The sequence below is a fragment of the Caulobacter sp. CCG-8 genome (assembly GCF_037402475.1).
Taxonomy (GTDB): domain Bacteria; phylum Pseudomonadota; class Alphaproteobacteria; order Caulobacterales; family Caulobacteraceae; genus Caulobacter.
This window is the reverse complement of record NZ_JBBEUD010000003.1, coordinates 155,246-179,943: the sequence shown is the minus strand read 5'-3', so window position 1 is coordinate 179,943 and position 24,698 is coordinate 155,246. Positions and strand designations below refer to the sequence as shown.

General features: G+C 68.2%; 25 protein-coding genes. 20 read left to right on the top strand and 5 right to left on the bottom strand.

All coding sequences use genetic code 11. The annotated features are described in order from the left end of the window. Nucleotides 1–117 precede the first annotated feature (117 nt). From infC to WAE60_RS03745, 16 genes are all read left to right on the top strand, one after another. A complete protein-coding gene (gene infC, locus WAE60_RS03820) occupies nt 118–639 on the top strand; it encodes a translation initiation factor IF-3 (protein WP_018061458.1) in 522 nt (173 codons plus the stop codon). Between the two features lie 212 nt (nt 640–851). After that, the gene (locus WAE60_RS03815; protein ID WP_337685178.1) at nt 852–2,765 is read left to right on the top strand and encodes a S9 family peptidase; all 1,914 of its coding nucleotides are present in this window, start codon (nt 852–854) and stop codon (nt 2,763–2,765) included. 92 nt (nt 2,766–2,857) lie between these two features. Beyond that, complete coding sequence (locus WAE60_RS03810) at nt 2,858–4,120, top strand: MFS transporter (protein ID WP_337685053.1); 1,263 nt, start codon at nt 2,858–2,860, stop codon at nt 4,118–4,120. 57 nt (nt 4,121–4,177) lie between these two features. Continuing rightward, the gene (locus WAE60_RS03805; protein ID WP_029913792.1) at nt 4,178–6,106 is read left to right on the top strand and encodes a S9 family peptidase; all 1,929 of its coding nucleotides are present in this window, start codon (nt 4,178–4,180) and stop codon (nt 6,104–6,106) included. Nucleotides 6,107–6,266: 160 nt separating this feature from the next. Next, nucleotides 6,267–6,467 carry a 50S ribosomal protein L35 gene (gene rpmI, locus WAE60_RS03800; protein ID WP_018061454.1) on the top strand — a complete coding sequence of 67 codons (201 nt, stop codon included), beginning with the start codon at nt 6,267–6,269 and terminating at the stop codon, nt 6,465–6,467. Nucleotides 6,468–6,482: 15 nt separating this feature from the next. After that, nucleotides 6,483–6,842, top strand: a complete 360-nt coding sequence (gene rplT, locus WAE60_RS03795; RefSeq protein WP_018061453.1) for a 50S ribosomal protein L20 — start codon at nt 6,483–6,485, stop codon at nt 6,840–6,842. Nucleotides 6,843–7,082: 240 nt separating this feature from the next. Beyond that, entirely contained in the window at nt 7,083–8,156 is a 1,074-nt protein-coding gene (gene pheS, locus WAE60_RS03790) for a phenylalanine--tRNA ligase subunit alpha (RefSeq protein WP_337685044.1), read from the top strand. Next, the gene (locus WAE60_RS03785) at nt 8,156–8,551 is read left to right on the top strand and encodes a hypothetical protein (RefSeq protein WP_051695759.1); all 396 of its coding nucleotides are present in this window, start codon (nt 8,156–8,158) and stop codon (nt 8,549–8,551) included. The genes pheS and WAE60_RS03785 overlap by 1 nt, the downstream gene beginning before the upstream one ends. Beyond that, nucleotides 8,551–10,989, top strand: a complete 2,439-nt coding sequence (pheT, locus tag WAE60_RS03780) for a phenylalanine--tRNA ligase subunit beta (RefSeq protein WP_337685042.1) — start codon at nt 8,551–8,553, stop codon at nt 10,987–10,989. Before WAE60_RS03785 ends, pheT begins: the two co-directional genes overlap by 1 nt. Before the next feature lie 247 nt (nt 10,990–11,236). Next, on the top strand, nt 11,237–11,383 hold the full coding sequence (locus WAE60_RS03775) for a hypothetical protein (protein ID WP_197026715.1): 147 nt from the start codon (nt 11,237–11,239) through the stop codon (nt 11,381–11,383). 116 nt (nt 11,384–11,499) lie between these two features. After that, nucleotides 11,500–11,796, top strand: coding sequence for a hypothetical protein (locus WAE60_RS03770; protein WP_029913805.1), 297 nt, complete (start codon nt 11,500–11,502; stop codon nt 11,794–11,796). Continuing rightward, on the top strand, nt 11,781–12,062 hold the full coding sequence (locus WAE60_RS03765) for a hypothetical protein (RefSeq protein WP_337685041.1): 282 nt from the start codon (nt 11,781–11,783) through the stop codon (nt 12,060–12,062). The genes WAE60_RS03770 and WAE60_RS03765 overlap by 16 nt, the downstream gene beginning before the upstream one ends. A gap of 61 nt (nt 12,063–12,123) precedes the next feature. Then, complete coding sequence (gene msrA / locus WAE60_RS03760) at nt 12,124–12,720, top strand: peptide-methionine (S)-S-oxide reductase MsrA (RefSeq protein ID WP_035018589.1); 597 nt, start codon at nt 12,124–12,126, stop codon at nt 12,718–12,720. 70 nt (nt 12,721–12,790) lie between these two features. Next, nucleotides 12,791–13,312, top strand: coding sequence for a hypothetical protein (locus WAE60_RS03755; RefSeq protein ID WP_337685040.1), 522 nt, complete (start codon nt 12,791–12,793; stop codon nt 13,310–13,312). Between the two features lie 138 nt (nt 13,313–13,450). Then, entirely contained in the window at nt 13,451–13,984 is a 534-nt protein-coding gene (locus tag WAE60_RS03750; protein ID WP_029913812.1) for a YqhA family protein, read from the top strand. A gap of 51 nt (nt 13,985–14,035) precedes the next feature. Beyond that, entirely contained in the window at nt 14,036–14,812 is a 777-nt protein-coding gene (locus tag WAE60_RS03745; RefSeq protein WP_337685038.1) for a transglutaminase family protein, read from the top strand. Here WAE60_RS03745 and WAE60_RS03740 read toward each other — a convergent pair. Both WAE60_RS03740 and WAE60_RS03735 read right to left on the bottom strand, forming a co-directional pair. Further along, nucleotides 14,809–15,552, bottom strand: a complete 744-nt coding sequence (locus WAE60_RS03740; RefSeq protein ID WP_337685037.1) for a hypothetical protein — start codon at nt 15,550–15,552, stop codon at nt 14,809–14,811. The genes WAE60_RS03745 and WAE60_RS03740 overlap by 4 nt on opposite strands. Before the next feature lie 301 nt (nt 15,553–15,853). After that, nucleotides 15,854–16,459, bottom strand: a complete 606-nt coding sequence (locus WAE60_RS03735) for an EipA family protein (protein WP_029913821.1) — start codon at nt 16,457–16,459, stop codon at nt 15,854–15,856. Between the two features lie 269 nt (nt 16,460–16,728). Here WAE60_RS03735 and lepA point away from each other — a divergent pair, with 269 nt between their 5' ends. From lepA to WAE60_RS03720, 3 genes are read left to right on the top strand one after another with little or no spacing between them, the layout of a single operon-like run. Continuing rightward, nucleotides 16,729–18,537, top strand: a complete 1,809-nt coding sequence (lepA, locus tag WAE60_RS03730; RefSeq protein WP_337685036.1) for a translation elongation factor 4 — start codon at nt 16,729–16,731, stop codon at nt 18,535–18,537. Nucleotides 18,538–18,560: 23 nt separating this feature from the next. Continuing rightward, entirely contained in the window at nt 18,561–20,189 is a 1,629-nt protein-coding gene (locus WAE60_RS03725; protein WP_337685035.1) for an NAD(P)/FAD-dependent oxidoreductase, read from the top strand. A 26-nt stretch (nt 20,190–20,215) separates the two neighbouring features. Next, nucleotides 20,216–20,839, top strand: coding sequence for a glutathione S-transferase family protein (locus tag WAE60_RS03720; RefSeq protein WP_337685034.1), 624 nt, complete (start codon nt 20,216–20,218; stop codon nt 20,837–20,839). A gap of 9 nt (nt 20,840–20,848) precedes the next feature. Here the strand turns inward: WAE60_RS03720 and WAE60_RS03715 are convergent, their stop codons facing one another. After that, the gene (locus tag WAE60_RS03715; protein ID WP_337685033.1) at nt 20,849–21,694 is read right to left on the bottom strand and encodes a DUF3883 domain-containing protein; all 846 of its coding nucleotides are present in this window, start codon (nt 21,692–21,694) and stop codon (nt 20,849–20,851) included. A 66-nt stretch (nt 21,695–21,760) separates the two neighbouring features. Continuing rightward, nucleotides 21,761–22,471, bottom strand: coding sequence for a helix-turn-helix domain-containing protein (locus WAE60_RS03710; RefSeq protein ID WP_337685031.1), 711 nt, complete (start codon nt 22,469–22,471; stop codon nt 21,761–21,763). A gap of 173 nt (nt 22,472–22,644) precedes the next feature. On the opposite strand from WAE60_RS03710, the gene WAE60_RS03705 reads away from it, so the two are divergent. Beyond that, nucleotides 22,645–23,790 (top strand): acyl-CoA dehydrogenase family protein, encoded by a 1,146-nt coding sequence (locus tag WAE60_RS03705; protein ID WP_337685029.1) that lies wholly within the window; start codon nt 22,645–22,647, stop codon nt 23,788–23,790. Here the strand turns inward: WAE60_RS03705 and WAE60_RS03700 are convergent. Beyond that, nucleotides 23,748–24,689, bottom strand: a complete 942-nt coding sequence (locus WAE60_RS03700) for a DUF3883 domain-containing protein (RefSeq protein ID WP_337685028.1) — start codon at nt 24,687–24,689, stop codon at nt 23,748–23,750. The two genes, WAE60_RS03705 and WAE60_RS03700, sit on opposite strands and share 43 nt — an antisense overlap. Nucleotides 24,690–24,698: the final 9 nt, after the last annotated feature.

The following is a 24,698-nucleotide window of genomic DNA, read 5'->3' as shown; positions in this document are numbered from 1 at the left end:
CGTCATATATCACTTGCGAACGCGGCGTCCCCCGGACTCCGCGCGAACCTGTTCAACGATACCGTTTTATTGCACAGCGCCCTTTAACAACACCGGAGCCGCCCTATTCGCCGTCCTATGCAAACGCCGCCCGTCAAGGATGGTCCGCGTATCAACGAAGACATCCGGGTCCCCCGCGTCCTGCTGATCGACCAGAACGGCGAGAAGCAAGGCGAGATGCCGATTTCCGCCGCCCTGGAAGCGGCTGAGGAAGCTGGCCTGGACCTGGTCGAGATCGTTCCCAACGCGAACCCTCCCGTCTGCAAGATCCTGGACTACGGCAAGTTCAAGTTCCAGGAGCAGAAGAAGAAGAACGAGGCTCGCAAGCGGCAGAAGATCGTCGAGCTCAAGGAAATCAAGCTGCGCCCCAACATCGACATTCACGACTACGACGTGAAGGCCAAGTCGATGCACCGGTTCTTCGAGGAAGGCGACAAGGTCAAGGTGACCCTGCGCTTCCGCGGCCGTGAAATGGCGCACCCGGAACTGGGCATGAAGCTGCTGCTCAAGGTCAAGGCCGACTTCGACGAGGTCGCCAAGGTCGAATACGAGCCGCGCATGGAAGGCCGCCAGATGATCATGATCCTGGCGCCGCGCTAAGCGCCGGCTTCCAACCGAGCTCGAGAAAACGCCCCGGCCCGCAAGGCCGGGGCGTTTTTCTTTGCCCCGATCCCTTGCCTTGCCCGCCCGCCCGCGCAACCGGACGGCGAAAACAAGCTCGACAATAATATTCGGCTTTTCTAGCTTGGCCTCAGTTTGGGGGACTAAGCGTGTTGAAGAGTGTCTTGGCCGTGGTCGCGGCCGGTTTTGTCATGACCGCGGCGGTGGGCGCGCAGGCCGCGCCGGACGGCGTTCCGCCGCTGTCGGTCTACGGGCGCCTGCCCAATATCGAACAGGTCGAGATCTCGCCGGACGGCGCGAAGCTGGCGATCGCCGTCACCGACGGCGAGAAGCGCATGCTGCTGATCCGCGAGGCCGCCCAGGGCGGCAAGATGATCTCGGCGCTGAACTTCGGCGACACCAAGCTGCGCGGCGTGCAGTGGGCGGGCTCGGAGCACGTCCTGGTCACCATCTCCAGCACCGCCCAGCCCTACGGCCTGACCGGGCCCCGGCAGGAATATTGGATGGCCTTCGACTTCAACCTGGTCACCAAGAAGCAGCGGCCGCTGATGGAGGGCCAGGACGAGGCGATGAACGTCGTGCTGGACACGCCGACCGTGCGCATCCTCGACGGCGTGCCCTACGCCTTCGTCGAGGGCGTGCATTTCGTCGACAACTACGGCCAGAACACCCTCTACAAGGCCAACCTGAAGACCGGCGTCACCCGCATGATGGGCGGCGCCGGCAACAAGGACACCGACGGCTGGCTGGTGACGCCCGAGGGCGAGCCCCTGGCCCAGTCGCGATACGACGAGAAGGCGGGCGCCTGGTCGCTGCAGATCAAGGGCGACCGCGGCTGGAACACCGCCGAGCGCGTCGTCTCGAAGATGGGATCCCTGGGCCTGGCCGGGCTCGGCCGCGACGGACGCTCCGTGCTGGTCTGGATGGACGACGAGAAGGACGAGGACACGACCGTCCTGAACGAGTACGCGCCGGACGGCAGCCACGTCGTGATCCCCGACAGCGCCAAGTTCGACAGCCTGATCCACGCCCCGGACGGCGCCAGCCTGGTGGGCGCGTTCAGCCTGGTCGGCGACGACCGCCGCTACACCTTCTTCGACGCCAAGCTGCAGGCCAGCTGGAACGCCGTGGTCAAGGCCTTCCCCGGCGACCAGGTGTCCCTGGCCTCGTGGTCCGACGACAAGCGCCAGCTGGTGGTCCAGGTCGACTCCGCCACCCTGGGCCCGGCCTACGCCCTGGTCGACCTGAACACCAAGAGCGCGCGCTTCCTGGCCGAGGTCTATCAGGGCCTGACCCCGCAGGGCGTCTCCAAGGTCGAGCCGATCAAGTACAAGGCCGCTGACGGCCTGGAGATCACCGGCTACCTGACCCTGCCCTACGGCAAGGACCCCAAGAACCTGCCCCTGGTGGTGCTGCCCCACGGCGGTCCGAAGTCCCGCGACACCCTGGAGTTCGACTGGTGGAGCCAGGCCCTGGCCTCGCGCGGATACGCGGTGCTGCGGCCCAACTTCCGGGGTTCGTCCGGTTTTGGCTGGCCATTCGTCGAGGCGGGCTTCGGCCAGTGGGGCAAGGCCATGCAGACCGACCTGTCGGACGGCGTGCGCCATCTGGCCAAGCAGGGCGTGATCGATCCCAAGCGGGTCTGCATCGTCGGCGCCAGCTACGGCGGCTACGCGGCCCTGGCCGGGGCCACCCTGGATCGCGGCGTCTATCGCTGCGCCGCTTCGATCGCCGGCCCGTCCGACATGAAGCGGTTCCTGGTCGACAAGAACCGCCTCTACGAGAGCAGCAAGAACTCGACCATGCGTTTCTGGCTGCAGTACATGGGCGCCGAGGGCCTGAAGGACCCCGACCTGGCCGCGATCTCGCCGTCGCAGATGGCCGACAAGGTCGAGATCCCGATCCTGCTGATCCACGGCAAGGACGACACGGTCGTGCCCTACGTCCAGAGCACCCTGATGGCCGACGCCCTGAAGAAGGCCGGCAAGCCGGTCGAGCTGGTCACCCTGCCCGGTGAGGACCACTGGCTGTCGCGCGGCGCCACTCGCCTGCAGATGCTGAACTCGGTCGTCGGCTTCCTGGAGAAGAACAACCCGCCCAACTGACGGCGGATCGGAAGACCGTCAGGGCGGCCGCCGTCTGAAATTTCAGATAGCGGTCGCCAGGACGCGCGATGAGGCGTAAACCGCGCGGCCTGATGACCACGGTTTCCCCGCCCGACGCCCCGACCGCCCCCGCCGGCCTCAAGACGACGCCGGACGCCAGCCCGCGCGCGCTCTACGTGCTGCTGCTGGTGGTGTTCATCAACCTGGTCGGCTTCGGGCTGGTGATCCCGCTGCTGCCCTTCTACGCCAAGTCGCTGAACGCCAGTCCCTGGCAGGTGACGGCGCTGTTCTCGGCCTATTCGCTGGGCCAGTTCCTGGCCGAGCCGTTCTGGGGCCGGCTCTCCGACCGCATCGGCCGCCGGCCGGTGCTGATCGTCACCATCCTGGCCAACACCCTGTCCTACGTGGCCCTGGCCTTCGCCCCAACCATCGGCATGGCCTTCCTGGTGCGCCTCCTCAGCGGGTTCGGCGGCGGCAACATCTCGACCATCCAGGGCTACATGGCCGACGTCACCCCGCCCGAGAAGCGGGCGGGACGCATGGGCCTGCTGGGCTCGGCCTTCGGCATGGGTTTCGTCGTCGGCCCCACCCTGGGCGGGCTGCTGCCGGGCCTGGCCCACCTCTTCGGCCATTCCGACACCGGACGCCTGGCCTTCCAGATCCCGCTGCTGACCGCCGCGGCCCTGGCGGCGATCGCCTCGCTGGGCGTGTTCCTGTTCGTGGTCGAGAGCCGCGCGCCCAGCCACAAGGACGCCCCGGTGATCCGCCGCCGCGACCACCTGGCGGCGGCCGCCGCCCACCCGGTGCTGTCGCGCGTGCTGCTGGTCACCCTGGTCTCGACCGCCGCCTTCGCCGGCATGGAGTCGGTCTTCGGCCTGTGGACCCAGGCCCGCTTCGACTGGGGTCCGCGCCAGGTGGGCCTGTGCTTCGCGGTGATCGGGGTGATCGCCTCGGTCGGCCAGGGCCTGATCACCGGACGCCTCGCCCGCCGGTTCGGCGAGGCCAAGGTGCTGACCACGGGCCTGGCGATCATCGCGCTGAGCCTGGCCCTGACGCCGTTCGTGCCGACCAGCGCCTTCGTGCCGCTGGCCGTCGGCTGCACCGCCTTCGGCCAGTCGCTGGTCTTCCCCTGCGTGGCGGCCCTGATCTCGCGCGCCACCCCGCCCGACAAGCAGGGCGCCATGCTGGGCCTGAACATGGCCGCCGGCTCGCTGGCCCGGATGACCGGCCCGATGATCGCGGGGCCCCTGTTCGGCCTGGCGATCGGCGGTCCCTACTGGCTGGGCGCGGTGTTGATGCTGCCGGCCGTCGCCTTCGCCCTGACCATCGAGCATCGGGTCAAGGCCGCGGCCTGAGGCTCGACAGCTTCACCGTGGGCCGCTAATCCTCTCAACATTGAGTTGGGGGAGTTCATGTTGAAGTTGTTCGCCGGCGCCGCCCTGGCCGCGCTGGTTTCGTCGAGCGCCGCCCTGGGCGCCTCGCTCGACGCTTACGGCCGCCTGCCGGCCATCACCGACGTCGAAATCTCGAGCGACGGTGCCAACCTGGCCTATATCGCCCACGACGGCGGAACCAGCCGGGTCATCATCCAGCCCCTGAACGGCGGCGAGGTCCAGAGCGTGGATTTCGGCAAGGTGAAGATGCGCGGCGTGATGTGGGGCGATCCGAACCATGTGGTGGCGCTGGTTTCCCGTACGGGGTCGGTCGAGAACCAGACCTATGTCGGCGAGATGTTCCAGGCCACGAGCATCAACATCAAGACCGGCGCCTCGGTACAGTTGCCGAAGAAGTCGGCCGAGACCGTGCAGAACGTGCTCAGCTCCACCCCGGTGGGCGGCGTTGTCGGCGGCAAGCCGACGGTGTTCGCCCAACTCTACGCCGGCGAACAGAGCAACTCCTGGCAGGAAGGGCGCTTCGACCTCTATCGCATCGATCCAGACACCGGCAGCGCCACGATGGTGCAGATGGGCGATTTCAACACGACCGAGTACCTGTTCAAGACGGACGGCTCGGTGATCGGCCGAACGCGCTACGACCGCGACAACTCGCGCTGGTCGATGGAACTGCGCAAGAACGGCAAATGGGTCGACGCCTATGTCGTCACCGCGCCGATCGACGGCCCGTCGATGCTGGGCTTGTCGCTCGACGAGAAGTCGGTGGTGATGTCGATCCTCGACGACAAGACCAAGGACTACCGCCTGGCCGACCTGGACATCGCTACCGGCAAGTTGGGCGACTTCTACGGTCCGAACGAGTCCTTCAAGATGGTCTACGACGACGCCAATCACGTGATCGGGCGCGTCACCGAGGCCGGCTACAAGCAGTACGCGTTCGACGAACCGCGCCTGGCCGCCGCCTGGGCCGCGATCAGCGGTGTTTTCCCGGGTCGCCAATTGAGCCTGTCGTCACACACCGAGGACTACACCAAGGTCGTCTTCTACGCCGAAGGGACGGGCGAGCCGGGCGGCTATTATCTGCTGGACCTGAACGCCAAGAAGCTCAGCAAGGTCGGCTCGGCCTATCCGGGCCTCACCGCCGCCGACGTGGCCGAAGTGCGGGCGATCACCTACAAAGCCGCCGACGGCTTGCCAATCCATGCCTACCTGACCCTGCCGCCCGGGAAGGCCGTCAAGAACCTGCCACTGATCGTCTTCCCCCACGGCGGCCCGGAAGACCGGGACGAAGCCAGCTTCGATTGGTGGGCCCAGGCCATGGCCTCGCGCGGCTATGCCGTGCTGCAGCCCAATTTCCGCGGTTCGACCGGATATGGCGAAAGCTTCATCCGGGCGGGCGACGGGGAATGGGGCGGCAAGATGCAGACCGACCTTTCGGACGGCGTCCGCTTCCTGGCCGGCAAAGGCCTTGTCGATCCCAAGAGGGTCTGCATCGCCGGGGCCAGCTATGGCGGCTACGCGGCTCTTGCGGGCATCACGCTCGACAAGGGGGTCTATCGCTGCGCCGCCTCGGTGGCCGGAATCAGCGACGTCGCCGAACTGATCAAGTTCGACACTCTCCGCTACAACGAGGAAAGCTCGATCGTGCGCTACCGCAAGCGCTGGTTCGGCGTGACCTCGATCTCCGACCCCAAGCTGGGCGCACGCTCCCCGGCCCGCCACGCCGATCAGGCCGACGGCCCCGTGCTGTTGATCCATGGCAAGGACGACACCCGCGTCCAATACAGCCAAAGCACCGCGATGCGCTCGGCCCTGGAGAAGGCGCACAAGCCCGTCGAGTTCGTGACCCTGCGCGAGGAGGATCACTTCCTTTCGCGCGAAGCCACGCGCCAGCAGATGCTGTCCGCCCTGATCACCTTCCTCGAGAAGAACAACCCGCCGAACTAGTCCGACGGCGGACCTGCGCGAGGGGCGGAGACGGCGCTTGCCTTCTCCGCCCCTTTCCCGTACTAACCCCGCCTTTCCGGAACCGCCTGGCCAGTTTGGCATGCCATGGCGGTTCGTCATGCTATCCAGAGGACGGGGCCGTTAAACGCTCCGACGCGAAATGCCTAAGTTGAAGACGAAGTCGGGCGCTAAGAAGCGCTTCAAGATCACCGCCACGGGCAAGCTCAAAGCCGGCGTCGCCGGCAAGCGCCACCGTCTGATCGGCCACAACGGCAAGTACATCCGCCAAAACCGCGGAACGAAGGTGATGAGCGAGGCTGACGCCAAGACCATCCGTTCGTACCTGCCCTACGGCCTTTAAGAGGAGCGCTGACACATGGCTCGCGTTAAACGTGGCGTCACCGCCCACGCCAAGCACAAGAAGGTTCTTGAACAGGCGAAGGGCTTCTACGGCCGCCGCAAGAACACCATCCGCACGGCCAAGGCCGCGGTCGACAAGGCCGGCCAGTACGCCTATCGCGACCGCAAGGTGCGCAAGCGCGCCTTCCGTTCGCTGTGGATCCAACGCATCAACGCCGGCGCCCGCACCGAGGGCTTCACCTACTCGCAGTTTATCCACGGCCTGGACGTGGCGGGTATCGTGATCGACCGTAAGGTCCTCTCGGACATCGCGGGCAACGACCCGGTCGCGTTCAAGGCCATCGCCGACAAGGTCCGCGCCGCCCTGGCCGCTTAAGGTCTATTTTCGGGTTTCGACCCGATTGCGATCTGAAGAGCCCTCCGGTGCGAACCGGAGGGCTTTTTGCTGCGCCCTATCCCGCTTATCCCCGCGAAAGCGGGGACCCAAGCTGAGCAGATGGATGGCGCGGACGAGAAGCCAACGCGGCTTGGTTTCCCGCTTTCGCGGGAATGAGCGGAATTGGGGAAGCTTCCCTGGTTTCAACGATCATCAAAACCGCCTAGACGGAACCCCGTCATGACCGATCTCACCACTCTCGAAGCCGACGTGCTGGCCCAGGTGGCCGCCGCCGGCGATCTCGCCGCCCTCGACGCCGTGCGCGTCGCCGCCCTGGGCAAGACCGGCTCGATCTCGGGCCTGCTCAAGACCCTGGGCGCCATGAGCCCCGACGAGCGCAAGGAGCGCGGCGCGGCCATCAACGTCCTGCGCGACCGCGTGCAGACGGCGCTGAACGACAAGAAGGCCGCGCTGGAAACCGCCGCCCTCGACGCGCGCCTGGCCAGCGAGACCCTGGACCTGACCCTGCCCGCCCCGCACCGCCGCCGCGGCAGCGTCCACCCGACCATGCAGACCATGGACGAGATGATCGCCATCTTCGCCGAGATGGGCTTCGCCGTGGCCGAGGGTCCGGACATCGAGGACGACTTCCACAACTTCACCGCCCTGAACTTCCCGCCCAAGCACCCGGCGCGGGAAATGCACGACACCTTCTTCTTCAACACGAAAGAAGACGGCGAGCGCATGCTGCTGCGCACCCACACCAGCCCCGTGCAGGTGCGGACCATGGTGTCGCAGAAGCCGCCGATCCGGATCATCGCCCCGGGCCGCACCTATCGCGTCGACAACGACGCCACCCACACGCCGGTGTTCCACCAGGTCGAGGGCCTGGTGATCGACAAGGGCATCCACATGGGCCACCTGAAGTGGACCCTGGAGACCTTCCTGGCGCGGTTCTTCGAGACCGACGCGGTGACGACCCAGTTCCGGCCGCACCACTTCCCGTTCACCGAGCCGTCGGCCGAGATGGACGTGCAGTGCGACCGCTCGGGCGGCGAGATCAAGATCGGCCAGGGCACGTCCTGGCTCGAGATCCTGGGCTGCGGCATGGTCCATCCGAACGTGCTGCGCGCCTGCGGCATCGATCCGGACGAGTACCAGGGCTTCGCCTTCGGCATGGGCGTCGATCGGCTGGGCATGCTGAAGTACGGCATGCCGGACCTCCGCGACATGTGGGCGTCCGACAGCCGCTGGCTGAGCCACTACGGCTTCTCGGCCTTCGCCGCCCCCAACGCCGCCTCGGGACTGAGCTGATGACCCAGAGCTTCCAACAAGGCGGCCGCCCGGGCCGCATCCCCACCGACGCCCTGGCCAAGGTGTTCGAGAACCTCGACCTGTCGCTCTACGACCTGTACCGCGCCAATTTCGCGGCGGGCCAGCGGACCCTCTCGGGCCGCACCTTCCGCAACTGCCGGATCGAGGGTCCGGCGGTGATGCTGGTGCTCGACAACTGCAATTTCGACGCCACCAACTTCGGCCCCAACGGCGGCGACGTGCGCAACCTCGTGCTGCGCCCGGCCAGTCCCACCTCCGTAATCGGCACGATCCCCGTCGAGGACTGCCAATTCATCAACTGCGAGTTCTTCGGCCTGGGCTTCACCGGCCCCGCCCAATTCCTCGATCAGTTGCTGGCGCTGGAAACGCGATAATGAAGTTCACCCTTTCCTGGCTCAAGGACCACCTCGACACCGAGGCGTCCGCCACCGACGTCGTCGCCGCCATGACCATGGCCGGCCTCGAGGTCGAACACGTCACCGATCCGGCGTCGAAGCTGGCCGCCTTCACCGTGGCCAAGATCGTCGAGGCCGTGCAGCACCCCAACGCCGACCGCCTGCGCGTCTGCCAGGTCGACACCGTCGACGGCCGCAAGGAGATCGTCTGCGGCGCGCCCAACGCCCGTCCGGGCCTGACCACCGTCTACGCCCCGATCGGCGCCTATGTGCCCGGCCTGGGCGTGACCCTGGTCGAGAAGCCGGTGCGCGGCGTGGTCTCCAACGGCATGCTGTGCTCGGGCTCCGAGCTCGAGGCCGACGACGGCTCCGAGGGCATCCTGGAGCTGTCGAACGACCTGGCCGTCGGGACCCCGGCCGCCCAGGCCCTGGGCCTGGAGGCCGTGATCGACTTCGAGGTCACCCCCAACCGCCCCGACTGGCTGGGCGTGGCCGGCATCGCCCGCGATCTCGCGGCAGCGGGTGTGGGCACGCTGAAGGACCTGTCGATCGCCCCGGTGCCGGGGACCTTCCCCTGCCCGATCGCGATCAAGGTCGACGGCGACGCCTGTCCGGTGTTCGCCGGCCGCCTGATCAAGGGCGTCAAGAACGGCCCCTCGCCCAAGTGGCTGCAGGACCGCCTGAAGGCCATCGGCCTGCGCCCGATCAACGCCCTGGTCGACGTCACCAACCTGATCTCGTACGACCGCGCCCGGCCGCTGCACGTCTATGACGCGGCCAAGCTGGTCGGCACCGTGATCGAGGCGCGGCTGGGCCATCACGGCGTCAACGGCGACGAGCACCTGATCGCCCTGGACGGCAAGACCTACGAGCTGACGCCCGAGATGAGCGTGATCTCCGACGCCGCCGGCGAGCGGCCGATCGGCCTGGGCGGCGTGATGGGCGGCGAAAGCACCGGCTGCTCGGACGAGACCGTCGACGTCTTCGTGGAATGCGCCTGGTTCGAGCCGATCCGCATCGCCCAGACGGGCCGCGCCACCGGCATCGCCAGCGACGCCCAGTACCGCTTCGCCCGCACGGTCGACACCGGCTCGGTCGTGCCGGGCCTGGAGCTGGCCACCAAGCTGATCCTGGAGCTGTGCGGCGGCCAACCGTCGGACGTCGTCGTCGCCGGCGAGGCCCCGGCCGCGCCCGGCCCGATCCTGTTCGACCCGGCCTATGTCGGCCAGCTGTCGGGCCTGGAGATCGCCCCCGAGCGTTCCCTGAAGATCCTGACGGACCTGGGCTTCACGATCGAGCCGCCCAAGGACGTCTCGACCGCGGCCTTCGCCACGAACGCCGAGAGCGTGGTCTGCGTGACCCCGCCCACCTTCCGCCGCGACGTGGAAGGCAAGGCCGATCTGGTGGAGGAAGTGGCCCGCATCGCCGGCTACGGCGAGCTGCCCTCGACGGCCCTGCCCGAGGTCCCGCGCGCCGTCGGCGGCGTGCTGACCGCCAAGCAGGCCCGCGCCCGCACCGCGCGCCGCGCCCTGGCGGCCGGCGGCTACGCCGAGGCCCTGACCTACAGCTTCACCAGCCGCAAGACGGCCGAGCTGTTCGGCGGCGGCCAGGACGTGCTGATGCTGGCCAATCCGATCGCCTCGGAGCTGGATTGCATGCGCCCGTCGCTGCTGCCCAACCTGATCGACGCGGCCGGCCGCAACGCCCGCCAGGGTTTCCCGGACATCGCCCTGTTCGAGATCGGCCCGGTGTTCTTCGGCGACCGCCCGCAGGACCAGAAGACCGCCGTCGCCGCCATCCTGGCCCCGCGCGCGCCGCGCGGCTGGGACAAGGCGCCGGCCGAGAACCTGTTCGACGTGAAGGCCGACCTGCTGGCCCTGCTGGAGGAGATCGGCGCGCCGGTCGCCTCGCTGCAGACCGCCCAGGGCTCGGCCTCGTCCTGGTGGCATCCCGGCCGCTCGGCCCGCCTGCAGCTGGGCCCCAAGGCGGTGCTGGCCGAGTTCGGCGAACTGCATCCGGCGGTCCTCAAGGCCCTGGACGTGGCGGGCCCGGTCTACGGCTTCGAGATCACCCTGGAAGCCGTGCCCGAGCCGAAGAAGAAGGCCATCAAGTCGCGTCCGGCGTTCTCGCCCTCGCCCCTGATGCCCCTGACCCGCGACTTCGCCTTCGTGGCCGACAAGGCCAAGGCGGCGGGCGACCTGGTCAAGGCCGCGGCCGGCGCCGACAAGGCGCTGATCGACGCCGTGCGGGTGTTCGACGTCTACGAGGGCCCCGGCGTGCCGGACGGCGCCAAGTCGATCGCCCTCGAGGTGGTGGTCCAGCCGCGCGACAAGACCCTGACCGAAGCCGAGATCGAGGCCCTGTCGGCCAAGATCGTGGCGGCGGTCGAGAAGGCCGGCGGGAAGCTGCGGTCTTAGGATCAAAGGCCCTCCCCCTGTGGGGGAGGCGGCCCGAATGGGCCGGTGGGGGGAGCAGACCCGCGTCGGCGAACTCCCCCCTCCGTCGGCTTCGCCGACACCTCCCCCATGGGGGGAGGACCTATTGGGCGCCCGCCGCATATTTCTTGCGCACCCGGCTCCAATCGCCGCACGCGCCCGGCAAAGCCTTGCGCTAACCCTACGCCCACGCTAACTGTGTAATCGCACACGGAGTTTCGCCGCCATCATGCTCTCGCAGCTGGCCATGAACGTTCTGATCGCCACCGGCCTCACCGCCGGCGTCGCGATCTCGTGCGCGCGCGCCATTATGATGCAGGCCAAGATTAAAACCGTTCGTGTGCGAACGGGGCAGCACAGGCGCGCGGTCGACTAGACGACCAAAAAGCCGAAAGATCGCAAGATCCGCAAAGCCCCGCTTCCCACCAGGAGCGGGGTTTTTGCTGTGCGGTCATCGGTCCTCCCTTCAAACCAAAGGATCCGAGAACACCCATGAGCTACCTGCCTTCCCCACCCGCCTTCCACTCCGACCCCGAAGGCGTCACCGTCCACCAGCTGCTGCTGGCCGCCCAGGACGCCCCGTCCGCGCTGGAAGCCGTCCGCCAGGGCCTGGCCGACAGCGGCGCCGAGCTGTGCGGCCTGACGATGAAGCCGGTCGGCCAGATCGTCGAAGGGTCCTTGCGCGTCCGCCACCTCAGCGACCAGGCGGCTCGCCTGCTGGCCCGCGACCTGGCCGCCTGGCCCGGCGTCACCTCGGCCAGCGTCGAGCATCAGTGGGTGCGGCCTTGAGCCTCGCGGAGGCCGCCAAACCGGAGGGCGACAAACGCCGCCTCTTCCTGGTGATCGCCGACGACACGCCCGACGCCCTGATGCGGGTGCTGGGCGTGGCCAACGTCCAGCAGACCCGGCTGCGGGCCCTCACGGCCCAGCCGGACGGCGCGGGCCTCAGCATCCGACTGGAGCTGGACGACCAGGGCGACGAGCGGGCCCAGACCCTGGCCGCCCGCCTGTCGGCCTGCCCGTCGGTGCGCGGCGTCGGATTCGGCTGGCGCTAGGGTGTAACCTTTCGCCGGCCTGATCCGTATCTAGGGACAGGTTCCCCGGAGTTCCCCCATGATCCGCCGTCTCCTTGTCCTGATCGCCAGCTTCGCCGCCATCGTCCTGCCCGCCGACGTGCTGGCGGCCGGCAAGCCCGCCCCGCCCGCCACCGCCGTCTTCGCCGGCGGCTGCTTCTGGTGCATGGAGAACGACATGCGCGGCATTCCCGGCGTGCTGAAGGTCGAGAGCGGCTACACCGGCGGCCACGTCGACCGGCCCACCTATCGCGACGTGACCAGCGAGACCTCGGGCCACTACGAGTCGGTGCGCGTCACCTACGACCCGGCCAAGCTCGACTACGGCTTCCTGCTCTACAAGTACTGGAAGCTGGTCGATCCCACCGACGACGGCGGCCAGTTCTGCGACCGCGGCCCTTCGTACCGCCCCGCCGTGTTCGTCACGCCCGACCAGCGCCCGATCGCCGAAAAGTCCCGCGCCGAGGCCGCCAAGCGCCTGAAGACCGGCACGATGAAGGCCCAGATCCTGGACCTGAAGACCTTCTGGCCGGCCGAGGCCTATCACCGCGACTACGCTCGGAACCACTCGATCGAGTACCACGCCTACCGCATGGGCTGCGGCCGCGACCTGCGGCTGAAGCAGGTGTGGGGCGGCTAGACGTCGTCGCATCGGCTCGACTTCCCGGTGGGCTCATGCAAGCTCTAGCTTTCCCCTGACGAGCACCGCCATGTCCCGCCTTTCGCCGCCCCTGGTCGCCCTGGGCCTGTGCCTCCTGTCCGGCGGAGCGGCGACCGCGGAAGCGCTCGAGCCTCCCACGGTCGAGACGGCGCTGCGGATCGCCCAGGAAAAGGGCGGCGCCTGCACCGAGATCCGCGGCGGTCGTTCCGCGAGCCATCCCGCCCTCGTCATGACCGACGTCTGCCACGGCTGGAGGACCTTCGCCTGCGGCGACATGCTGTTCGTCGAGGCCGAGCCGGTGATCGAGGCCCAAGGCCAGGTGCTGTTCGTCGCCGAGGACAAGGCCGTCGACCTGGTGGCTCTGATCGATCGGGCGATGGACGCGCGGTGGCCAGGCAACTCACACCTGCACCTGGATTTCGGTGCACCCCGCTGCGACGGCGCGACCCTCGTGGCGCCGTTCACGGGGTCACACATGAAGCGCGGCGCTTCGGGATCAGCGGGCGCCCTCCAGGGACGGGTTCGCATCGTGGGGCCGACCCGCCAAGTCGTCGAGCTGGGCAAGCGCTGAGCGACACGAGAAATCCGAACGCGCCTTGCTAGCGCCGACCGCCCGGAAACTCAGGTCTTCCCCTGATTGACGCTCAGGCCGCTTGCCTCCGGAGTACGTCCAGCAAACGCGCCGCTGGACGAAGGCTGGAGATCGCACATGCCCCTGGAGAAGCGGTCGTTCGAGCACACGCTGGAAAAGGGGCTCTTCGCCTCGCGGTGGCTGATGGTCCCGATCTATCTGGGCCTGGTTTTCATGCTGGGCTTGCTGGTCGTCGTCTTCTTCCGGGAACTGGCCCACGACCTGCCCAAGGCCCTGGGCTCCAAGCCCGAGTTCGCGATCATCCTGGCCCTGTCGCTGATCGACCTGTCCCTGACCGGCAACCTGCTGCTGATCGTCATCCTGGCCGGCTACGAGAACTTCGTCTCGCAGATCGAGACCAACTCCGGCGACCGGCCCAGCTGGATGGGCCGGGTCGACTATTCGGGCATGAAGATGAAGCTGATCGCGTCCGTCGCCGCGATCTCCGCCGTTTCGGTGCTCAAACTGTGCCTGAAGATGAGCGAGGACCCCGATGTGGAGTTCGACCAGATCCGGCTGGGCTGGCTGGTCGGGATCCACGTGGCGTTCATCGTTTCCGGCGTGTTGATGGCCACGATGGACTGGATCTCCGGCAAGGTCACCCGGCACTGAACCTTCCTCGTCCACGAGCCGTTGTGCCGGCTGGACCGCCGGGAGACGACCATGCGCGTGCGCCTCGAGACGCGGCTGGACTACGACTTCCCCGAACGGGTGGAATCCCTGCTGCAGATCGAGGCCGCCGTGGCCGACGACCAGACGGTGGTCGAGGAGCGCCTGGTCTTCGATCCGCCGGTCCAGGTCACCCGCCGCGACGACCCGGTCTCGGGCGAGCGCCGGGTGGCCTTCACCCACCAGGGGCGGCTGGCGATCGCCTATGACGCCGTCGTCGAGATCGACCACCGTGATATGGCCCTGGCCGAGGCCGCCCAGCACCCCATCGCCGAGCTGCCGATCGACACCCTGCCCTATCTGCGCGGCAGCCGTTACTGCCCGTCCGACACCTTCGAGACCATCGCCGACCAGAAGTTCGGCGTCCTGAAGGGCGGCGCGCGGGTGGCCGCCGTCGCCGCCTGGATCGCCGGCCACCTCGAATACCGGATCGGCTGCAGCGACGCCCGCACCACGGCGCTCGAGACCTATGTCCAGCGGGCGGGCGTATGCCGCGACTTCGCCCACCTGGCCATCACCCTGTGCCGGGCCAGCGACATCCCCGCCCGGGTGGCCAGCGTCTACGCCCTGACCCTGGAGCCGCCCGACTTCCACGCCGTGGTCGAGGTGTTCGTCGGCGGCCGCTGGCGCCTGCTGGACCCGACGGGCCTGGCGCCGATCGACGGCCTGGTCCGCATCGCCTACGGCCGCGACGCGGCCGACGTGGCGTTCCTGACGATCTTCGGCAAGGCGACCATGGTGGCGCAGAGCGTGACGGTGACGGCGGTCTAGACCGTCTTCTTCCGCCGCGCCTTCGGCTTCTTCCTGAAGAACCGCTCGAACAGCACGAAGGCCGCCGGCAGGGTCAGCAGGAACGAGACGAGACCCACCCCGCCCTTGGCGATCAGCACCGTGGCCTTGGGCACGCCGTAGATCGTGAACACCTTGACCGGCAGCAGGATCTGCGGGTCCGCCCCCTGCGGCTGGCCGTTGGCCGAGATCGGGATGGCCTTGAAGGTGGCCGGGCTGACGTTGAACCGCACCAGCAGCACGTGGTCGCCCTCGGCCTTGGGCGAGACGATCCATTTGACCCGCTCGACGCCGGTGGCGGCGATGCGCTGGACGTCGAACTCGTGGGTCGGGGCCGGGGTGATCGCCAGGTCCGCGCCGCTGAGCTCGACCTTCATGCCGGCCGGCGGCTGGACGTAGCCGTAGGCGTGGTCATAGGCCTTGTCGTAGACGTCGCCCGGCCCGCCCTTGGCCGCCCCGGTCCAGTGCGTGTCGCCGGTGGTGTACTCGGCCTCCAGCACCCCCTCCTCGTTCTCGCGGATCGTGCGGGGATACTTGATGTTCAGCCAGCCGATGGTCGCCCCGCCGGGGTCATGGACGACGAAGCGCGAGGCGGCGGGGACCTGGGCGGACGGCGGGGCGGTCGACGTCGTCCGCGCGTCGATCAGCCGGGGCAGGAAGACGGCGCAGACCAGCGCCAGCAGCAGCCAGACGAACCAGGTACGCTTCAGCCGCTCGAACATGGCGCTTCCCTGCGGGCGAGCGCGCCGAGGGCGAACGGTCGGCCGTCGACCGACGGACCGCTCCAGGCGGACTCATTCTCGTTGGGATTGATATTGCAAGGGAACTCGCGCGAATCCAAGCGCTAGGTCTGGGGTGTTCGCGCCCGCTTGCCCCCACCTGGCGGCTTCGCCGCCTGTCCGCCCCCGTAGGGGGCGGAGCCACGCGCGCGGCCGCTATCGAGGCTCTTCCCCCTATGGGGGAAGACGACCGCGAAGCGGTCCGTAGGGGGCAAGTGGCGAGAACCACCGCCCTCAAAGAAGGTTAGAACGGCAGGATGTTCCGTTGCCGGCTATAGGCCAGGTAGCCGACGTTGGCGCCCAGGCGCAGGCCCACGCCGGCGCGGATCGGGGCCAGGGTGATGGTGTCGGCCTTCTGATAGTTCACGCCCAGGCCGCCCACCAGGTAGGCCGAGCCCTCGACGCCCGGGAAGCGGCGGAAGATCGCGTCCGGATACTGCAGGTTATAGCACAGGGTGAAGACCCGGCTGGCGTTGCCGCCCCAGTCCCAGCCCACCGACGGCCCCTGCCAGAACACCTCCTGGGTGTCGCGGCCCTTCATGTACAGCAGGCCCCGGCCATAGCGCAGGCCCACGCCGATGGCGCCCGAGCCCTCCTCGCCGGCGACGTAGCCGGTGGGCTGGCCGTTGTCGCGGAAGGCGCGCTCGATCACCGCCCCGATGCTCTCGGCGGTCACGCCCAGGAAGTCCGAGCCGCTGCGGATCATCTCGTCGGCCGAATAGGTCTGGGCGCGGCCGGTGTCGTACTGCGACTTGGCCGGCGGAGCGCCCGGTTGCTCCTGGGCCGTGCTGGCGCAGGCGCTCAGCCCGGCGGTGGCGATGCCCGAAAGGATCAGCTTGCGGCGGTCCATGGTCTCTCTCGCGATTCTGACAGTCTTGACTGTCTCAACCCATTGAGTCGGGTTTGCGGCCTGGAACTTAATGGCGAGTTAACCATCCCTCCCCCTGTGGGGGAGGTGTCGCCTGCAGGGCGACGGAGGGGGAAGTGATCGGATGACGGCCGGGTTCCGGATAATCGATCCCGGAACTCCCCCCACCGGCCTTCGCCCGCCTCCCCCACAGGGGGAGGGACTTCGCAACGACCCTCGCGAATGCCCGCAAATATGCTAGACGCAGCGCCATGACTTCGACGCCTCTCGACAAGATCCGCAATTTTTCCATCGTCGCGCACATCGACCATGGCAAGAGCACCCTTTCCGACCGTCTGATCCAGACCACCGGCGGCCTGACCGCGCGCGAGATGAGCGCCCAGGTGCTGGACAACATGGACATCGAGAAGGAGCGCGGCATCACCATCAAGGCGCAGACCGTGCGCCTGAACTACAAGGCCAATGACGGCGAGACCTATGTCCTGAACCTGATGGACACCCCCGGTCACGTCGACTTCGCCTACGAGGTGTCGCGCTCGCTGGCCGCCTGCGAAGGCTCGATCCTGGTCGTCGACGCCTCGCAGGGCGTGGAAGCCCAGACCCTGGCCAACGTCTACCAGGCCATCGACAACAACCACGAGATCGTCCCGGTCCTCAACAAGGTTGACCTGCCGGCCGCCGACGTCGATCGCGTGAAGGCCCAGATCGAGGAGGTCATCGGCCTGGACGCCTCGGACGCCGTGGAGTGCTCGGCCAAGACCGGCGTCGGCATCCCCGACGTGCTGGAAGCCATCGTCACCCGCCTGCCCGCCCCCAAGGGCGACCGCAACGCCCCGCTGAAGGCCCTGCTGGTCGACGCCTGGTACGACGCCTATCTGGGCGTGGTCGTGCTGGTGCGCATCTTCGACGGCACGCTGAAGGCCGGCCAGCAGGTCCGCATGATGCAGACCGGCGCCACCCACAAGCTGGACAAGGTCGGCGTCTTCACGCCCAAGGCCACCGACGTGGCCGAGCTGGGCCCAGGCGAGGTCGGCTTCTTCACCGCCTCGATCAAGGAAGTGGCCGACGCCGCCGTCGGCGACACCATCACCGACGAGAAGAAGCCCACCTCCGAAGCCCTCAAGGGGTTCAAGGAAGTGGTCCCGGTGGTGTTCTGCGGCCTGTTCCCGGTCGACGCCGCCGACTTCGAGGACCTGCGCGCCGCCGTCGGCAAGCTGCGCCTGAACGACGCCAGCTTCACCTACGAGATGGAAAGCAGCGCCGCCCTGGGCTTCGGCTTCCGCTGCGGGTTCCTGGGCCTGCTGCACCTGGAGATCATCCAGGAGCGCCTGAGCCGCGAGTTCGACCTCGACCTGATCGCGACCGCCCCGTCGGTGGTCTACAAGATCAACATGCGCGACGGCTCTCATATGGAGCTGCACAATCCGGCCGACCTGCCCGACGTGATGCAGATCGAGAGCATCGCCGAGCCCTGGATCAAGGCCACGATCTTCACCCCGGACGAATATCTGGGCGGCATCATCAAGCTCTGCCAGGACCGTCGCGGCGTGCAGCGCGAGCTCTCCTACGTCGGCAGCCGCGCCATGATCATCTACGACCTGCCGCTGAACGAGGTTGTGTTCGACTTCTACGATCGCCTGAAATCGATCTCCAAGGGCTACGCCAGCTTCGACTACCAGCTGGAGGACTACCGCGTCGGCGACCTGGTGAAGATGTCGATCCTGGTCAACGCCGAACCGGTCGACGCCCTGTCGATGCTGGTCCACCGCGACCGCGCCGAAAGCCGGGGCCGGGGCATGTGCGAGAAGATGAAGGAGCTCATCCCCCAGCACATGTTCGTCATCCCGATCCAGGCGGCCATCGGCGGCCGGATCATCGCCCGCGAGACCGTGCGGGCCCTGCGCAAGGACGTCACCGCCAAGTGCTACGGCGGCGACGCCAGCCGCAAGCGCAAGCTGCTGGACAAGCAAAAGGCCGGCAAGAAGCGGATGCGCCAGTTCGGCAAGGTCGAGATCCCGCAGGAAGCGTTTATCGCGGCCCTGAAGATGGACGAGGATTGATCCGAGGGAGCTGAGTTAGCGCCATGCTGCGCCTCTCGAACCTTAGCCTGCCTCTGGACCACCCGCTCGAAGACATCGGGCCCGCGATCTGCCGCCGCCTGGGAATCCCCGAGCGCGACCTGATCGGCTGGACCATCGCCCGCCGCGCCCATGACGCGCGGAAGAAGGCGGCGATCCTGATGGTCTATACGGTCGACATCGAGCTGCGCGACGAGGCGGCCGTGCTGGAGCGTTTCGCCGGCGACAGCCAGGTGCGGCTGCGGCCCGATGCCGACTATCGCCTGGTGGCCCGGGCGCCCGAGGGCTTCGACGGCCCGCGTCCGGTCGTCATCGGCGCCGGCCCCTGCGGGCTGTTCGCCGGGCTGATCCTGGCCCAGATGGGCTTCAAGCCGATCATCCTGGACCGGGGCAAGGTGGTGCGCGAGCGCACCAAGGACACCTGGGGCCTGTGGCGCAAGAGCGTGCTGAACCCGGAGTCCAACGTCCAGTTCGGCGAGGGCGGCGCGGGCACCTTCTCGGACGGCAAGCTCTACAGCCAGATCAAGGACCCCCGCCACCTGGGCCGCAAGGTGCTGGAGGAGTTCGTCGCGGCCGGCGCGCCCGAAGAGATCCTGACCGAGGCCCACCCCCACATCGGCACCTTCCGCCTGGTGCACATGGTCGAGCAGATGCGAGCCCTGATCGAGAGCCTGGGCGGCGAGTACCGCTGGCAGCACCGGGTCGAGGACTTCGACATCGAGACCGCCGCCGACGGCTCGCGCAAGCTGAAGGGCCTGCACATCGCGGGCGGCGACTATCTGGCGGCCGAGCACGTGGTGCTGGCCGTCGGCCACTCGTCGCGCGACACCTTCCAGACCCTGTACGACCGGGGCGTCCACATCGAGGCCAAGCCGTTCTCGATCGGGGTGCGGATCGAGCATCCGCAGTCGTGGATGGACAAGGCCCGCTTCGGGGCCTGCGCCGGCCACCCGGACCTGGGCGCGGCGGACTACAGCCTGTCGCATCACTGCAGCAACGGCCGCACGGTCTACAGCTTCTGCATGTGCCCGGGCGGCACGGTGGTGGCCGCGACGTCCGAGCCGAACCGCGTCGTCACCAACGGCATGAGCCAGTATTCGCGCAACGAGCGCAACGCCAACTCCGGCTTCGTGGTGGCCATCGATCCCGAGCGCGACTATCCCGGCCACCCGCTGGCCGGCATCGAGTTCCAGCGCAAGTGGGAGAGCCTGGCCTTCACGGCGGGCGGCGGCGACTACAGGGCCCCGGCCCAGAAGGTCGGCGACTTCCTGGCCCGCCGGCCGTCCGAGGAGCTCGGCGTGGTCGAGCCCTCGTACAAGCCGGGGATCAAGATGACCGACCTGGCCGAATGCCTGCCGCCGTTCGTGCTGGAGGCCATGCGCGAGGCCCTGCCGGTGTTCGGCCGCCAGATCGCCGGCTACGACCATCCCGACGTGCTGATGACGGGCGTCGAGACCCGCACCTCCTCGCCGATCCGCATCACCCGCGGCAAAGACTTCCAGAGCCTCAACGTCGCCGGCCTGTTCCCGGCCGGCGAAGGCGCGGGCTATGCCGGCGGCATCCTTTCGGCGGCCGTGGACGGGATCAAGGTCGCCGAAGCGGTGGCGGCTTCCTATGTTGGAAGCGTCGCCTAGACCGCTCCATCGAGACGGAGACCCCCATGCTCAAGATCCTCGGCCGCACCTCCTCGCTGAACGTCCGCAAGGTGCTGTGGACCTGCGACGAGCTGGGCCTGGCCTATGAGCGCGAGGACTGGGGGACGGGCTTCGCCTCGACCCGGTCGCCCGAATTCCTGGCCCTGAACCCCAACGGCCTGGTGCCGGTGCTGATCGACGAGCAGGGCGCGCTCTACGAGAGCAACACCATCTGCCGTTATCTGGCCGCCCGCTTCGGCCATGGCCACCTGCTGCCGGTGGAGCCGCGTCACCGCGCCGGGGTCGAGCAGTGGATGGACTGGCAGGCCACCACCCTGAACCCGACCTGGGGCTACGCCTTCCTGGCCCTGGGCCGCCCGACGCCGGGCTACGACAATCCCGAGAAGATCGCCGCCAGCGCCCAGGCCTGGAACAAGGCCATGGCCATCCTCGATCAGCGCCTGGACCAGACCGACGCCCACGCCGCCGGCCACGACTTCACCCTGGCCGACATCGTGCTGGGCGTCTCGGTCCATCGCTGGGTGCGCACCCCGATCAACCACGCCGACCTGCCGGCGGTGCGGGCCTATTACGCGCGCCTGAAGGACCGTCCGGAGTTCGGGCGCTGGGCGCTGGACGAGGTTCCTTAGCACCCGCGATTACCCGAACCCCGCACGCCACGTCTCTGCTTCCAACACGACGTGATCACCAAGCGGCGGAGTCAGTGTGAAAACTCTGGGGGCTCGGTGGAAATCGTAGAGGCGGTAGAGCCTGAACGCGTCAGGCCGCTCGCGTGACAATGCTTCTTCATTGCGAGTCAGGAAAAACGGCGTCCGATCCGAGCCAGTTGTAGTCTTCACTTCGATAAGCCGCTCTGAGCCCGATAGCTCAAAGGAAGCGATATCGTAGCCAGCTCCGTCGCCATCCTCCTGAGCGGTCCAGCGAACCTTGCGCGCGAGATCGGCACGATCGGCGCTACGCAAACGTTGTTGCTCGGCGAAGAAGACAGCCTCCTCCCCCGCCTTCCCGAGGGCGCGGTTTCGAAAATCACGCGCCACCGGGTCGAACTTCCGAACCAATCGCTCCAACGGCTCCGAACGGAGCTTCGCCTTGGCGACAAGGGGCGGGGGCTCGGTCTCAAAAAGAGTCGGCGGTTCTGAAAAGCCATCTTGGGTAGGAGCCAAGACAGGTACTTCGAGCACCTCAGGATGAGCGCTTAGGTATCGCGCAACCGCGTCTACCAGAGCGTCCTGATAGTGATCCTTGGCCTTGTATCCCTGGATCGTGGGGTGTCCTAACTCGGTCAGCACTGCCGAGATGTTCATATGCTTGTACTCGACCGAGCGATTGGTTCGGTCGACATGCTGCATCAACGCGGCACGATGGTGCGCTTTGACGAATGGGCGGCCTTCCAGTTGCGCGGCTAACATCGCAAAGTGATCAGCGACAATGAGATCGAGCTCAGTCTCGCCCCAGGGTGTGCCAATGAGATTCTGGTCCGCCACAGCTTTACCGTGCCGTATCCCGGAGCACTTGAGAAGCCAAAGCGTCTCTGCTTGGCCGACGTCTGATCAACTCGCCAGCTTCCGCGTCTTGGCGAACGGACTAAGCCCCAGCCAGGACTGCATGTTCGACGCCAGCTCGGCGTCCCCCGTCAGGTGCATGCGCTGGCTGTCCAGGGCGGCGCGGACGGTGTCCACGCCCATCCAGATGCCGGTCATGGTCTTCAGATCGCAGGCCACGTAGAGGTCGACGTCGAAGCCGGGCTCGACCGAGCACAGGTCGATCGGCGCGCCGGCCTTGGCCGCGTCAGGCTCGACGATCAGCCACCAGGAGCGGTCGACGGCGGCCTGCTCGGCGTAGAGGAACTGGATCACGCTCCGCCGCCGGGGCATGGGCTCCAGGTCGAGGTGGCGGCGCATGTCCCACATCAGGAGGGAGGCGTCGAGCTGCTGCAGCGACAGCTCGCTGGTCACCCAACGCTGGCCCCAATGGCCCATGGCCCCGACCAGGGTCTCCAGCTCCTGGCCGGCCGGCGTCAGGTGATATTCCAGCACCCCGCTGTCGCGGCCGGCCACGCGGCGCACCACGCCGTGGTCCTCCAGGTCGCGCAGGCGCTGGACCAGCAGGGCCGGCGACATCCGCGGCACGCCGCGCCTCAGGTCGTTGAACCGGGTCGAGCCGGCCACCATCTCGCGCAGCAGCACCACCGTCCACCGCGTGCACAAAATCTCGGCCGCCATCGCGACAGGACAGAACTGCCCGTAGCTGCGCTGCGACATCGCCACCTCCCGAAGACATAACGATGTTAGATTAAGCCCACCGTGCCGGGCGGACTAGTTCAGTGACTGTACCGGCCAGATTCAGTTGCTGAACTAGCTGGCCGGTCGCCCGCCTGGGCAAGGTCGCGGAACCGGCGGGCGAAGGACCCGCCTTCGACAACAGGGTTCAAGACATGCCGCTCGACACCGCGACTCCGGAAATCACCGCCTCGATCGACTGGCTGGCGCGCGCCGACGCGCTGGCCCAGATCATCGCGGCCCAGGCCGCCGCCCACGACGCCGACGACAGCTTCGTGGCCGACGCCTACGCCCAGCTGAAGGCGCAGGGCTTCTTCAAGGCCCTGGTCCCCATCGAGTTCGGCGGCGGCGGGGCGAGCGTCGCCGAGGTCTGCCGGGTGATCCGCCGCCTGGGCGCGGCCTGCGGCTCCACCGCCCTGGCCTTCGCCATGCACAGCCACCTGGTCGCCGCCGCCGCGTGGCGCTGGCGCAAGCAGGGCGCGCCGACCGAGGGCCTGCTGAAGCGCGTGGCGGCCGAGGACCTGGTGCTGGTCTCCAGCGGCGGGTCGGACTGGCTGGCCAGCGGCGGGACGGCGGTCAAGGTCGAGGGCGGCTTTGCGATCACCGCCCGCAAGGCCTTCTCCAGCGGCTGCCTGGCCGGCGACCTGCTGTCGACCAGCGCGGTGTGGAACGATCCGGAAGGCGGCCCCACGGTGCTGCATTTCGCCGTGCCGCTGAAGGGACCGGGCGTCGAGATCATCGAGACCTGGCGCACCCTGGGCATGCGCGGGACGGGTTCGCACGACGTGGTGCTGACCGATGTCTTCGTGCCCGAGGCGGCGATCTCGGGCCGCCGGCCCAGCGGGCCGTGGCATCCGCTGTTCCACATCATCGGCATGATCGCCTTCCCCCTGATCTATTCGGCCTATCTGGGCGTGGCCGAGGGCGCGCGGGCCCAGGCGCTGGAACTGGTGGGCCGCAAGTCGCCCGACGCCGCCGCGGCCGAGCTGGTCGGGTCGATCGAGAACGCCTTCGCCGGCGCCGAGATGGCCTGGGAGCGGATGGTCGACACCGCCGAGACCGGCGTCCCTGGTCCCGAGACCACCAGCCGCGTCATGATCGGCCGCACCCTGCTGGCCCAGAACGCGATCGCCACGGTCGAGCGGGCCATGGAGGCGGCGGGCGGGGCGTCGTTCTATCGCGACACGGGGCTGGAGCGGGCGTTCCGCGACGTCCAGGGCGCGCGCTTCCATCCCCTGCAGGACGGACCGCAGCGGCGCTATTCGGGCAGGATCGCGCTGGGCTGGGACATCGACGCCTGATCTTGGGACGCCTGATCCTGGGAAACCTGCGGCTGGCCCCGCACCCGGAACACCCGGGCCTCGCGGGCCACGTCGTACAGGCGATAGACGATGAACGCCCCCGGCTGGGCTTCGCGGAGGGCGTCCTCGGCGGGGGTCAGCCGGAAGGGCGTGGCCGGGCCGCCGGTGGTGGTCTTGACCGCGATCAGGCGCGGGGCGCCGGTGCGGCTGAAGCTGACCAGGTCGCAGCCTTCCGGATCGGTCGGCTGGATCAGGCGCACCTGCTCGGCCAGGTCCGCCCGGCCGCGCTCCTCCAGCCGGCGCTGCTCGTAGACCGGGGCGGCGGCGACGCCGATCCGGGCCAGCATGCGGGCCTCCAGGTCGCGGGCGGCGGGGTCGAACTTGGCGACCAGCCGCTCGGTGCGTTCGCTGGGCGGCGCGTGGTGGGCCCGCGACGGCGCGCCCTCGGCCAGGGTCGGGGCGACCGAGCGGCCCAGCAGGGCCGGCGGCTGAGCCAGGTCCTTGAGGGCCGCGGGCTTGGCGGTCAGGCAGCGGTCCACCGAATCCACCAGGCCGTCGCCGAAGTCCCAGCGCGGCGGATGGTCCTTCAGGATGGGCAGGCCGATCAGGGTCAGCACCGCCGAGATCTCGCCCTGCAGGAAGGTGATCGCCCCGCCCGAGCGGTTGGTGACGAAACGCAGGGCGCGCTGATGGTTGGCCGGATCGTAGGCGCGACCGGTCATCACCTTGTCGAGCATGACCAGGTAGTCGCCGACCACCATGTCCTGCTCGGCCTCGTTCCAGGTCTTGCCGTTGATCGCCGAGTCGCCCACGCGGCGACGATGCCCGATGCGGGAGCGCAACGCCAGGATTGGGTCGCCATGTTGCTCGCCGGCCTCCGGACAGATCGCCCGGAGCATGCTAGAAGC